This is a genomic window from Enterococcus sp. AZ191 (assembly GCF_051713845.1).
GTDB lineage: Bacteria > Bacillota > Bacilli > Lactobacillales > Enterococcaceae > Enterococcus_B > Enterococcus_B durans.
Window position 1 is genome coordinate 1,481,490 of record NZ_JBIOQS010000001.1, and the last position, 13,635, is coordinate 1,495,124.

General features: G+C 39.5%; 7 protein-coding genes. 6 read left to right on the forward strand and 1 reads right to left on the reverse strand.

What is annotated here, in order from left to right; genetic code table 11:
- The first annotated feature begins 135 nt into the window (after positions 1-135).
- The 5 genes from IGI47_RS07185 (at position 136) to pheT (ending at position 11,561) form a co-directional block, all read left to right on the forward strand.
- Positions 136-3,666 (forward strand): PD-(D/E)XK nuclease family protein, encoded by a 3,531-nt coding sequence (locus IGI47_RS07185; RefSeq protein WP_438783778.1) that lies wholly within the window; start codon positions 136-138, stop codon positions 3,664-3,666.
- Positions 3,663-7,382, forward strand: a complete 3,720-nt coding sequence (gene addA / locus IGI47_RS07190) for a helicase-exonuclease AddAB subunit AddA (RefSeq protein WP_438783779.1) — start codon at positions 3,663-3,665, stop codon at positions 7,380-7,382. The genes IGI47_RS07185 and addA overlap by 4 nt, the downstream gene beginning before the upstream one ends.
- Before the next feature lie 69 nt (positions 7,383-7,451).
- On the forward strand, positions 7,452-7,793 hold the full coding sequence (locus IGI47_RS07195; RefSeq protein WP_005877078.1) for a winged helix-turn-helix transcriptional regulator: 342 nt from the start codon (positions 7,452-7,454) through the stop codon (positions 7,791-7,793).
- 297 nt (positions 7,794-8,090) lie between these two features.
- Complete coding sequence (gene pheS / locus IGI47_RS07200) at positions 8,091-9,134, forward strand: phenylalanine--tRNA ligase subunit alpha (protein WP_005877080.1); 1,044 nt, start codon at positions 8,091-8,093, stop codon at positions 9,132-9,134.
- Between the two features lie 6 nt (positions 9,135-9,140).
- Positions 9,141-11,561 (forward strand): phenylalanine--tRNA ligase subunit beta, encoded by a 2,421-nt coding sequence (gene pheT / locus IGI47_RS07205; RefSeq protein ID WP_438783780.1) that lies wholly within the window; start codon positions 9,141-9,143, stop codon positions 11,559-11,561.
- Positions 11,562-11,617: 56 nt separating this feature from the next.
- On the opposite strand, the gene trpS is transcribed toward pheT, so the two are convergent.
- Positions 11,618-12,628, reverse strand: a complete 1,011-nt coding sequence (gene trpS / locus IGI47_RS07210; protein WP_311929915.1) for a tryptophan--tRNA ligase — start codon at positions 12,626-12,628, stop codon at positions 11,618-11,620.
- A 253-nt stretch (positions 12,629-12,881) separates the two neighbouring features.
- Here trpS and IGI47_RS07215 point away from each other — a divergent pair, with 253 nt between their 5' ends.
- Positions 12,882-13,619, forward strand: coding sequence for an amino acid ABC transporter ATP-binding protein (locus tag IGI47_RS07215; RefSeq protein ID WP_311929916.1), 738 nt, complete (start codon positions 12,882-12,884; stop codon positions 13,617-13,619).
- Positions 13,620-13,635 lie beyond the last annotated feature (16 nt).

A 13,635-nucleotide genomic window follows, 5' to 3' on the forward strand; every position in this document is an offset into this window, starting at 1 on the left:
TAAACATTAAAAAGAGGCAGTCGTTTATCGATTGTCTCTTTTTTTATTGTTCAAAGTAGAGACGAAAGAACAAATGTTCACTCATTTTTGCTATAATAGATAAGAAACGGAATTTGATCATTGAGGAGGAGGAAAATGACTTTACAATTTATTCTTGGAACGAATCGGAAGGATCATCGCGCCACGTTGATCGCCGAAGCGGTGGAGTGGCTGGCGCAAGAAAAAGACCATCAAGTATTTTTCCTTGTACCTAATTATAATAAATTTGAACAAGAGCAAGAGATTTTGGCGCAGTTGCGTAAAGAAAATGGCAAGGAAACATTCAGCACAACGAACGTTCAAGTCTTTAGTTTTTATCGTTTAGCTTGGTATCTGTTAGCACAAACAACTCTATTGTCTGGCAATGAGCTTTCAGAAGCGGGTTCGGCAATGATCTTACGGCAAATATTGGAAAAAAACGAAGAAAAATTAACGATTTTTCGTGGGGAAATCAATAAAAAAGGCTTTATTCAACAATTGCAGGATCTTTACAATGAAATGCGTGTGGGAAATATTTCTCCAAGCGATTTAGTTCTTTTCAAAGAGGAGAGAACACCAAAGGAAGAGGACCAGCAATTGAAATTAAAAGACCTCCAACTTATCTTCTCTGAGTTCGAGGAGGAATTGATGAAGCGGGCGCTTAAGTTTGAAGATACTTTGACTGTTTTAGCGAGCTACATGAAGACGCTAGATATGGAAAATGTCAAATTTATCATCAGCGGTTTTTCTCGATTGAACGCACAGGAATACCAATTGTTGCAACTCATGATGGAAAAAGGGCACTTAGTCGTGGATCTGGTACTTGATCGACCTTATATTGCCGAGATGCCAGAAGTACTGACTTTATTCCATGAAACTGGAAAACTGTATTTTCAGTTGATCAATAGCGCAAAAGAACGAAAAGTGCCGGTTTTTGTTGAAAAATATGCTGTCGATCGAGTACTACCAACTGCATTGCAGAGTGTATTAACGGTCTGGGAAGATACTTCAAGCAATAAAAAAGCCATGTCGATAAAACTGGGGCAGCAAGAAGACTTGCATATATGGGAGGCTGAGAATCCCACTGAAGAAGTCAGACAATTAGCTGTTGAGATCCGCCGATTAGTCAGTGAAGAAAATTATCGTTATCGCGATATCCAAGTCTTGACGAAGGAGATGGGACTTTATGCGAATCTGTTGCAACCTATCTTTAAAGAAATGGCGATCCCTTACTATGTCGATGAAGATCAGCTGATGGAGAATCATCCGCTCATTGAATGGATCAATAGTTTGTTTGCATTAGATCGTTATGCGTATCGTTTGAATGACATCATGCGTTTTTTCAAAACAGAGTTGTTCATCTGCCGACAAGATGAGGTACTTGATTTGGAAAATTGGCAGGTGATGCGAAACCAATTCCGCACAAAACTGGATGTGACAGAAAATGTCGCACTGGCATATAACTATCAGGGAACTTATTGGACCAAAGAAAAGGACTGGCAATTTGTTTCCTATGATTTTGAAGCAGAACAATTAGAAGACGTTCAAAAGCTGGAAAAACAATCAAATGAGATCCGCCACTTCTTCAAAGAAATGGTTCCTCCTTTTTTTGAAAAAATCAAAGAATGTAAGACTGGACAAGAAGGTGCGTCCGTCTTTTACCAATTTTTAGTTCAGAGTGGTGTCCAGCAGCAATTACTGTTTTGGCGCAATCAGGAAATCGAACGTGGGAATCTGGCAGAAGCAAGAAACCATGAACAAACATGGGAAGCATTGATCGATCTATTGGATGAATATGCGTTGATCTACGGAGAAACACCATTTGATTGGAGCTTGTTCCAAGAAATCATGTCTAGTGGATTAGAGAATTTAAGCTATGGGAAGATCCCAACGGCAATCGATCAGGTCAGAATCAATCGTTTGGAACTTGTTCGGCCAAACCAGGCGAAAATCACTTTTGCCATTGGCCTAAATGATCAAGTCTTCCCTGATCGTCATGAAACGAAAGGACTGCTATCAAGTGAAGAAAGAGAAACACTGAACGCAAGATTGGGGGAAGAACAGTTTTTATTTGATCCAGCTAAAGAAACGATGTCCTTCGAGCCTCTTCAAGCCTATTTCGTCTTTTCTTCTGCTACGGAACGTTTGTACTTGAGTTATGCGGAAAGTTACGATACGAATACATTGAAAATGTCTCCATATCTACGTCGTATCCTTGAATATTTAACGATCCCAATCGAACGAAAAGAACATCTCCACTTGGATGGCGATCCTAGTTGTTATGTCGGCACGTATCGAAGTGCGATCAATATCATCAATGGAGTCTATCGTTTAGCTAAAGAAGAGAAACAACTGCTTGCTGCTTACTGGCAGGAGTTGCGGACTGTCGTCTTACAGTCGAGATGGCGTAATTTTGCTTTGCGTATTTTCGAAAGCCAAGATCATTTAAACGTACCTGTCTCACTGCCGCAAAAGATGGCAGAAGAGCTGTATGGCAAGGAAATCTATACGTCGATTTCCAGAATGGAGAACTTTTATAATTGCGAGTACAAATACTTTGTACAGTTTGGGCTGAAACTCAAAGAACGGATGGTTTATGGACTGACCCCAGCGGCCACTGGAGATTTTTACCATGAATCTCTAGACTGTTTCTTCAAATTGCTTTTCTCAAATCAGTTGTCATTAGTTGAAATGACGGACAAACAGCGAAAAGAATTTACGGAAAAAGTACTGCAGGAAGTGTTTGGCGAATTACGTTTTGAGATTCTGGATAGTTCTGCCCGTATGAATTACATTCGTTATCAATTGGGGCAAACGATTCAAAAAGTAGCTTGGGCGTTGCAAAAACAAAGTAGAAATACTGGGTTGAAACCATTACAGACAGAGATTTTATTTGGTCAAATCGCAGGTGCAAATGGTATCCCTGGCTTAGAACTTCCGTTGAATAATGGCGGGAAATTACATGTACGTGGAAAAATCGATCGAGTGGATGTCGCTGTTGAAGAAGCAGAAACATGGTTGAGTGTCGTCGATTATAAATCTAGTGGCCGTTCCTTTGATGTGACGGAAGCCTATTATGGGATGGCGATGCAATTATTGACCTACTTAGATGTGGCATTGATGGATGCTGTCCGTCTCACAGGCAAGGCAGCTGTTCGTCCTGCAGGTTCCTACTATCTGCATGTCCATAATCCGGTACTAACGGATACCAACGAAGTAGAAAAAGACACATTGAAGAAATTCAGCTATGATGGCGTGTTTGTCGATGATCCAGGATTGTTGGAAGTGTTGGACCATTCTTTAGAAGCTAAAGAAAATTCTTTGATCTATCCAGTGAAAAAGAATGCGAAGGACGAATATCAAAAAGGAAGTTTCAGCAAAGATAAATTCTATACAGAAGAAGAGTTGCAGCTTTTTATGGCGCATAACCGAGCGAATATGCGTTTAGCGGGAGACAAGATCACATCTGGTGAAATCAAGCTGAATCCAGCATATAAGGACAAAGAACGAATTGCTTGTCAATTTTGTCCGTTTAGAAGTGTATGCACATTTGATGTGATGCTGAAGGAAAACAACTATCACCGCTTAGAAAAATTGAACAAAGAAGAAGCACTGCGTAGAATACTAAAAAGGAGCGAAGAAGAGTGAATCAAATTCCTTTAAAACCAGAAAATGAAAGATTTACCGATGAACAATGGCAAGCTATTTTTGATCAAGGAGACAACTTGCTTATTTCAGCTTCAGCAGGTTCTGGGAAAACGACAGTACTTGTACGCAGAGTCATCGAGAAATTGAAGATGGGGGTCAATCTGGACGAGTTGCTGATAGTGACGTTTACCGAGGCGGCCGCACGAGAAATGAAGGAACGAATCCAGGAGGCACTACAAGAAGCAGTTAATACAGAAAGTGATCCCATTCGACAACAGCACTTCACTAAGCAGTTGGTCCTATTGCCAACGGCCAATATCTCAACATTGCATGCGTTCTGTCTGACAGTGATACGCCGTTATTACTATTTGATCGACATTGATCCGGTTTTTCGAATGTTGACAGATGAAACAGAAACGATCTTGATGAAAGAAGATGTCTGGGATGAATTACGAGAGGCGTTCTATGCTGAAAATAGGGAAGAATTTTTCCGATTGACGATGAATTTCTCGAATGATCGTTCAGATGATGGCCTAACCAATCTGGTCTTTTCACTTTATGAATTTGCTCGTGCGAATCCTGATCCAGAAGAGTGGTTAACAAAGTTAAGTGAGAGTTATCGCTTAGAGAATGGACTCGCTGATTCTGGCCTATACAAAACACAGATTCGTCCGCTGATTTTAGCTGATATGCATCAATGCGTGCAACTGTATGAGGAAATGGTGCAATTAGCACAGGAAGAAGGTCTTGAAAAAATGTACGATCAGGTATCTGGTGAAAAAGGCCAGATACAAGTGATCTATGAACATCTGTTACAAGACCAGATTCCAGAAGCCTACTCTGGATTAGAGGCGTTGACATTCACAACGTTTAAAAGTAGTCGGAAAGCCGAATTGAAAGAACGCTCTGCTGAGGTCAAAGAGTTAAGAGACCGTGCAAAAAAAATCATTCAGCAACTTGGGAAAAATTACTTTCCTGTGTCACCAGAACAAATGGAGGAGCTGACCAAAAAGGCATATCCGTTAGTGAAAGAAATGACAAAAGTCACAAAGGCATTTATGAATGGTTTTAGCCAGCGTAAACGTGAAAAAGGGCTATTGGATTTCAATGATCTAGAACACTTTGCTTTACAAATATTAACGAAAAAAAACGATGATACATGGTTGCCTAGCGAAGCCTCCGATCATTATCGCAAGCAATTCAAAGAAGTCATGGTGGATGAGTATCAAGATGTCAATCAGTTACAAGAAGCCATTCTTTACTGGTTGCGTGAACCGAATGAAACAAAAGGCAACATGTTTATGGTAGGAGATGTCAAACAATCCATTTATTCGTTTCGTTTAGCAGACCCGAGCCTGTTTATCCAAAAGTACGAAGCATTTTCAAAAATAGAAGGCGGACGCCGTATCGTTTTAGCAGAAAATTTCCGTTCCAGAAAAGAAGTGCTTTCATTCACAAATTTAGTCTTTGAACAAATCATGGATCCAGTAGTAGGTCAGATTTCGTATGATGATGCGGCAAAGCTTGTTCTTGGTTTTCCGGATTTTCCAGAAACTGAACAATTTGAACCAGAAATATTGATTTACGAAAAAGAACAGGAAGAAACGACGATCGAATTGCCAGTGGATGATATTTTAGAAGACAAAACAGAAGGCGAATTGTTCATGACTGGATTGAAGATCCGCCAATTGATCGATGAAAAATTCATGATCTATGATAAAAAAATGAAAAAAAATCGACCTATCGAGTATAGAGATATCGTTCTTTTGACCCCTACAAAGAAAAATAATCTGACGATTTTAGAGATATTCAAGACGTTTGATATCCCTTTGGAAATGAATGACGCCCAGAACTATTTTCAAGCGACAGAGATCCGAACGATGGTCTCTTTGCTGCAATTGATCGATAACCCTTATCAGGACATTCCTTTAGCATCTGTTTTACGTTCACCGATCGTTGGTTTGATCGAACCAGAACTTGCCCAAATTCGTTTAGCAGATCGGTCGCATATGTATTATGAAGCTGTTCTTGCTTATCAAGCTAAGCATACAGACGAACTTGCAGATAAGCTGAATCATTTTTGTGAACAGTTGGATATATGGCGCGAACTAGCCCGCCGTTCTTCCATTACAGATCTTTTATGGGCTATCTATTATCAGACAGGTTACTTAGAATATGTAGCTGGGTTGCCAGCCGGAGCGCAACGCCAAGCAAATCTCTATGCGTTAGTCGATCGGGCAAAATCTTATGAAAAAAGCTCATTCAGAGGTCTTTATCAGTTTGTACGATTCATCGAAAAAATGCAGGAAAAAGACAAAGATCTTGCAGAACCAGTTCTTGCATCTGTAGATAATGCAGTGCGTGTCATGACGATCCATGCAAGTAAAGGGTTGGAATTCCCAGTTGTTTTTCTATTGGATATGACAAAACAATTCAATCTCCAAGATTTAAGAAAAAGGTATGCCTTTGAAGAAAAACTAGGGGCAGGTATCCGATACATGGATCCGGATACGCGCGTTCTCTACGACACATTGCCCTATCAAGCAATAAAATTAGCCAAACAAAATAAATTATTGTCTGAGGAAATGCGTAAACTATATGTAGGATTGACACGTGCCGAACAAAAACTGTTTATCGTGGGTTCTTACAAAAATAAGGAAGAAACGTTAAAAATCTGGTCAGAAGTGGCTAACCAAACCGCACTTGTTTTAGAGCCGTCGACTCGTTTGAAAGGAAAAGGCAGTTTGCTGAACTGGATCGGTTACAGCTTGATGCGTCATCCTAAAATGAAGGAATACGCGAAAGATACAACGGTCCATAATCAGTTGATACAGTCGGAAAGCCGCTTTTCGATCACATGGATGAAGCAACAAGATATTGTAGAGAACCGCCAATCATTGGCAAGTGAGACGAAGAAAGAGCTTGAATCAGTGAAGGTAGACCAAACACCACTTCAAGAATCATTGAAAGCCCGTTTAGCTTACAGTTATCCCTACAAAGCATCGACCCAGACGACAAGTTACCAATCCGTTTCAGAAATCAAACGTTTATTTGAAGATCCAGATGATACGTCTGATTCAAAAATAGTTTGGGAAAACAATGAAAAACGGAGATATAATCAGCAATTCCGCTATACACAAGACACTTTGGCAGAGCCGAAATTCTTACAAAAAAGCCAAAAAATATCTGCTGCCTCTATTGGAACAGCTACACACTATTTATTACAGTTGCTTCCATTAGAGATGCCAACGAGGGACTCCATCCGTTCTCTCTTAGAAGAGTTGGTCGCTAAACGGCTAGTCGATGAAAAAGTCGCTAAAAAAATCGATCTTTCTGGTATTTTGTGGTTTTATCAGACTGAACTTGGGAAACGGTTGGTGCAACACAGCGAACTAGTGAAACGAGAACAGCCATTTTCGATGCTCTTGTCTGCTGATCAAGTGTTCGATCAGTATCCAAATGAAGACGATGAATTGCTGATCCATGGGATCGTCGATGGCTACATCGAATTTCCAGAGTTTATCGAGTTATATGATTTCAAAACTGACTATATTTTAAATGGTGAAAATCAAGCAGAAATAGAAACAATCGTCCAAAAATATCAAGGACAATTGAATTTATACAAAAAAGCTTTGTCAGAAGCACTAGACAAACCAGTGACAAATGTGTATCTTATTTTATTGGGTGCGAAGAAAATAATAAATCTTAATAAATAATAATAATTGAGCAACTGCGACTTACACTTTGTAAGTAATATGCTATACTCTAAAAAAGAGGTGAGTAAGATGGAGCTAACACAGACAGAATTCACTCTATGTCCTAAATTTGAAAAAACTTTTTCGATATTAGGAAAAAAATGGAATGGGTTGATTATCGATGTATTGCTCGAAAACGGTCCGCAACGCTTTGTTGATCTCGCAGCGAAAATACCTATGGTGAGTGATCGCGTTTTAGTTGAACGATTAAAAGAGCTCGAACGAGAACGAATCGTCACAAGAAACCTTTCATGTAATGATTCTGGTCGTTCTGAATATATGCTGACTGAAAAAGGCGCAGATCTCCAAAAAGCAATGGTCCAATTGCAAGTTTGGAGTGAGAAGTGGGTCACTGAGGAAGAATGTAGTTGATTTTGTTTAGAAAATCTTGTAAACTAACGTTAGTTGAATAGATAAAGAACGATGACGAAAAAGAGTAATTTGGATAAACCTGACCAGGGAGATCTGTCATAGACTGTAAGCAGATCCTGTGTTTGAAAAATGAAGTTCACTTTCCGAGTTCGTCTGATGATCCAGACCGGCAATCGTCGTTAAAGAAAGTAAGTGTACGGTTTCGACCGTAAATTAGGATGGTAACGCGAAGACCTCGTTCCTTTACAGGAATGAGGTCTTTTTTTGTATTTGAATTTTGAAGGAGGAAACAGGCAAATGTCTTTACAAGCACAACTAGAAAGCTTGAAAGAAGCTACAATCGTTAAAATCACGACTGCACAAGATTTGAAAGAATTAAATCAAATCCGTATAGAAACTTTAGGAAAAAAAGGACCAATCACAGAAGTCTTACGTGGAATGAAAGATCTTAGTCCAGAAGAACGTCCTAAAGTAGGGAGTTTTGCAAACGAGATCCGTGACCTCTTAACAGCTGAAATCGAGCGTAAAAAACAAGAATTAGAAGAAGCTGCATTAAATGCTGCATTAGAAAAAGAAACGATCGATATTACTTTACCAGGTCGTCAGGTAAAACAAGGAACACGTCATATTTTGACACAGATCATGGAAGAGATCGAAGATATTTTTGTGGGAATGGGTTACCAAATCGTTGAAGGAAATGAAGTGGAATCAGACCATTACAATTTCGAACGGATGAATTTACCGAAAGATCATCCAGCCCGTGATATGCAAGATACTTTTTATATCTCTGAGGATATTTTGATCCGTACGCATACTTCACCTGTCCAAGCACGTACAATGGAAAAACATGATTTCTCTAAAGGTGCACTTCGAATGGTCTCTCCAGGAAAAGTTTTTCGTAGAGATACAGATGATGCAACCCACAGCCACCAGTTTCATCAAATTGAAGGACTAGTAGTTGATAAGAACGTTACGATGGGTGACTTAAAAGGGACATTAGAAGTCGTAATGAAAAAAATGTTTGGAGAAGACCGTGAAATCCGCTTACGCCCAAGCTACTTCCCATTTACGGAACCTTCTGTAGAAGTAGATGTGAGCTGTTTCAAATGTGGTGGTGCTGGCTGTAATGTCTGCAAACACACTGGCTGGATCGAAATCCTAGGTGCAGGGATGGTTCACCCGAATGTCTTGGAGATGTCAGGGATCGACCCAGAAGAATACTCTGGCTTTGCCTTTGGTCTTGGACCAGATCGAGTGGCAATGTTACGTTATGGTGTCAATGATATCCGTAATTTCTATCAAAATGACTTACGTTTCTTAAGTCAGTTCAAAGGGGAGTAAAAAAGCATGTTAGTTTCTTATAAATGGCTAAACAAATATATTGATCTATCAGCAGTTTCACCAAAAGAACTGGCTGATAAAATGTCTGTGACAGGGATCGAAGTAGAAGGGATCACTGTTCCAGAAGAAGGTTTGAAAAAAATCGTCGTTGGTGAAGTCATGGAGTGTGTGCCACATCCAGATTCTGACCATTTATCGATCTGCCAAGTAGATATCGGTGAAGAAGAACTGTCACAAATCGTCTGTGGTGCACCAAATGTGAAAAAAGGGATCAAAGTGATCGTTGCTTTACCAAATTCACGTATTGCAGGAAATGTAAAAATCAAAAAAGGAAAAATGCGCGGACAAGTATCAAATGGAATGATCTGTGCATTACAAGAAATTGGTTACTCTGATAGCGTCGTTCCTAAAGAGTATGCGGAAGGAATCTATTATCTGCCTCAAGATGCGATCAATGGAGAACCAGTCTTTTCTTACCTTGATATGGACGATGCGATCATTGAACTGTCGATCACACCAAACCGTGCAGATGCGTTATCCATGCGCGGGGTTGCTTATGAAGTGGGAGCAATCTATCGTCAAACACCGAAATTTGCAGATGAAAAACTAGTTGAAGTTGCGCGCAAAGCAGCGGATAAAATCGATGTAACCGTAGAGGATCAAGAATTAGTTCCTGCCTACCAAATTCGGATCATTGAAAATGTCAAGATCCAACCAAGTCCGCAATGGTTACAAAATCTATTGATGAATGAAGGCATTCGTCCAATCAATAATGTCGTGGATGTCACAAATTATATCTTACTCTTATTTGGACAACCGCTTCATGCATTCGATTATGATAAATTAGGTTCTCAAGAAATTGTTGTTCGCCATGCAAAAGATGCAGAAACAATGGTCACATTAGATGGAGAAACTCGTAATTTGACATCAGATAATCTAGTGATCACAAATGGAAAAGAACCAGTTGCATTAGCTGGTGTGATGGGTGGACTTGACTCTGAAATCACAGAAACAACGACAATAGTCGCACTGGAATCTGCCTTGTTTGATCCAGTTTCGATCCGTCGTACAGCAAAACAATTCAATTTGCGCAGTGAATCTTCTGCACGCTTTGAAAAAGGAATCAACAAAGTAACGGTTGGTGAAGCAAGTGATGTTGCTGCTGCCATGATCCAGTCACTAGCAGGAGGAGAAGTACTAGAAGGTGCTGTCAAAGGTTCTGAATATCAAGCAAATGAAGTAGAAGTATCGATTACATTGTCGCGAATCAACCAATATCTAGGAACAGCATTAACAGTAACTGAAGTGAATGAAATTTTTGAGACGTTAGGTTTCGGTTATCAAGTGACCGGGGAAACTTATACGGTCGTTATTCCACCTAGACGCTGGGATATTCAAATTGAAGCTGACATCATCGAGGAAGTTGCTCGGATTTACGGCTATGATCGTTTGCCTTCTACGTTACCAAGTGGAGCAACTGTCGCAGGAAGCTTGACGAGTGAACAAGCAGCCACACGTAAGATCCGTACTTTATTAGAAGGTAGTGGATTAAGTGAAGCAATCAGCTATGCATTGACAACAGAAGAAAAATCCCGACAATTCACAACAAAGGAATCACAGATCACAAGACTGGACTGGCCAATGAGTGAAGAACGTTCTGTCTTAAGAATGAATTTGATCAGTGGTCTATTGGATAATGTCAACTACAATGTGGCAAGAAAGAATAGTGATGTAGCGTATTATGAAGTAGGTCGTGTCTTCTACCAAGAAAATGATCCGTTGACACACTTGCCACAAGAAGTGAAACATGTTGCCCTAGCATTGACAGGGACATGGCAGGAAAAGAGTTGGCAAGAAAAACCTGAAACAGTTGATTTTTATACGATCAAAGGTGTATTGGAAAACTTGTTTGAACAACTAGCAGTGGCAGATGAAATCTCTTATCAGCCAACTACTACCATGAAAGACATGCATCCCGGAAGAACTGCGGAAATCTATCTAGGAGAAACGTATCTTGGTTTTGTCGGTCAAGTTCATCCAAACACAGCAAAAGCATATGATATTCCAGAAACATATGTAGCGGAATTCGATTTGTCTTCAGTCGTGTCAGCGGCTCAAAAAGGGATCACATTCCAAGCAGTGACGAAATTCCCAAGTGTGACACGTGACATTGCAATGTTAGTGAAAGAAACAGTGACAAATCAAGAAGTGATGACTGTCATTCGTGCAGCAGCAGGGAAATTTTTAACGAGTATCCAATTGTTCGATGTCTATCAAGGACAAAATATCGAACCAGGATATAAATCGTTGGCGTACAGTTTGACGTTTACGAACCCAGAAGCCACAATGATCGATGAAGAAATCAATCAAGCGATGGCTAAAGTAGAGAAAAAACTGACCGAAACAGTCCAAGCAAATATTCGATAATAAAAAAACAATGACTAAATCAGTACGATTTAGTCATTGTTTTTTTGTTTATCCGATTAATTGAAGTAGTTGATACCCATTGCAGTTTTGACTTCTGCTAATGTTTTCGCTGCTACTTTAGCGGCTTTTGCGCTTCCTTCACGAAGAATCGCCATGACCGCATCTGGATCTTTAGCTAACTCTTCACGACGGGCGCGGATCGGCGCGAATTCTTCTTCTAAAACATCGATCAAGTAACGCTTGATCTTCACATCACCAAGTCCGCCACGACGATAATGAGCTTTCATCTCTTCGATTGCTTCTTTATCTTTTCCAAAGACATCTAAATAAGTGAAGACCATATTTCCTTCAACCTGTCCAGGGTCTTCGACATGAATATGATTTGGATCAGTATACATACTCATAACTTTTTTCTTCACGACATCAGCGGGATCAGAGATATAGATTCCGTTGCCTAATGATTTACTCATTTTTCCGTTACCATCAATACCAGGTAAGCGACCCATTCCTTTAGGTGGAAAAACACCTTTTGGTTCAACTAAGACATCACTGTACGTATGATTGAAACTTTGCACGATTTCTTGTGTTTGTTCCAACATTGGTTTTTGGTCTTCACCTACAGGAACTAGATTTGCTTTGAAGGCTGTGATATCAGCTGCTTGAGAAACGGGATAGATGAAGAACCCAGTGGGAACACTCTCACCGAATTTCTTTTGTTCAATTTCTGTTTTGACTGTAGGGTTACGACGCACACGACCTACGCTGACTAGATTCAAATAGTACATCGTCAACTCTGCTAATTCTGGTATTTGAGATTGGATAAAGAGCGTAGATTTTGCTGGATCAAGTCCTACTGCTAAATAATCGAGTGCAACCTCTAAGACATTAGAAGATACTTTTTCTGGGGTTTTAGCATTATCAGTCAATGCTTGCATATCAGCGATCATCACAAAAAGTTGATTGTTCTCGTCTGCTTGCATGTCAACACGTGTTTTTAATGAACCAACATAATGGCCTAAGTGTAATTTTCCTGTTGGTCGATCGCCTGTTAAAATAATATTTTTCAAAAAAGACACCTCTTTACGATTTCTAAGACTAAGCACTTCATATCTTACCGTTTTTTAGAGGAAGACACAACAGTTGCCAATCAAAATTCAAGTAAAATAGAGAAAAAAACGGTAAGATAGTCAAAGACTTGCTGGAAAAGTATCTAGGAAAGTTTCAAAGAAACTTTACAAGTAGCTTACCTATCAGATATAATATGTTCTATTATATATCTTTAAAGGAAATCTTACTAAATAATAATGGGAGTGTAATGTGATGGCAATGATTAAATTTGATAACGTACAGAAATACTACGGCAAATTCCAAGCTTTGAAAAACATAAACCTTGAGTTTGAGAAAGGGGAAGTCGTCGTTGTCATTGGTCCTTCTGGATCTGGGAAGAGCACTATGCTTCGATGTATCAATGGGTTAGAAATGATCACTTCTGGAAAGCTATTGATCAATGATGTCGACCTACATGATAAAAAGACAAAGTTAACAGAAGTACGTAAAAATGTTGGGATGGTTTTTCAACATTTCAATCTTTATCCAAATAAAACTGTCTTAGAAAATATCACTTTGGCACCAATCAAAGTGTTGAAACAAGATCAGGCAAGTGCTGTAAAAAATGCAGAAAAATTTTTGAAGAAAGTCAATATGTTAGATAAAAAAGATTCTTATCCATCAATGTTGTCTGGTGGTCAACAACAGCGTGTAGCGATTGCTCGCGGACTTGCGATGAATCCTGAAATGCTGCTTTTTGACGAGCCAACTTCTGCACTTGATCCAGAAATGATCGGTGACGTTTTGGATGTTATGAAAAAATTAGCACATGATGGCATGTCAATGATCGTGGTTACTCACGAAATGGGATTTGCTAAAGAAGTAGCAGACCGTGTGATTTTCATGGCTGATGGAGAAGTGTTAGAAGACAGTCGTGATGTGAAGAATTTCTTTGAAAATCCAAAAGATGAGCGAGCAAAACAATTCATCAGCAAAGTAATCAATCATTAATCATCAGTAGGAGGAA

What these genes read in the sequence shown, in the direction of transcription:
- IGI47_RS07185 (WP_438783778.1), top strand. Translation starts at nt 136, where the DNA reads ATGACTTTACAATTTATTCTTGGAACGAATCGGAAGGATCATCGCGCC.
- IGI47_RS07195 (WP_005877078.1), top strand. Translation starts at nt 7,452, where the DNA reads ATGGAGCTAACACAGACAGAATTCACTCTATGTCCTAAATTTGAAAAA.
- pheS (WP_005877080.1), top strand. Translation starts at nt 8,091, where the DNA reads ATGTCTTTACAAGCACAACTAGAAAGCTTGAAAGAAGCTACAATCGTT.
- pheT (WP_438783780.1), top strand. Translation starts at nt 9,141, where the DNA reads ATGTTAGTTTCTTATAAATGGCTAAACAAATATATTGATCTATCAGCA.
- IGI47_RS07215 (WP_311929916.1), top strand. Translation starts at nt 12,882, where the DNA reads ATGGCAATGATTAAATTTGATAACGTACAGAAATACTACGGCAAATTC.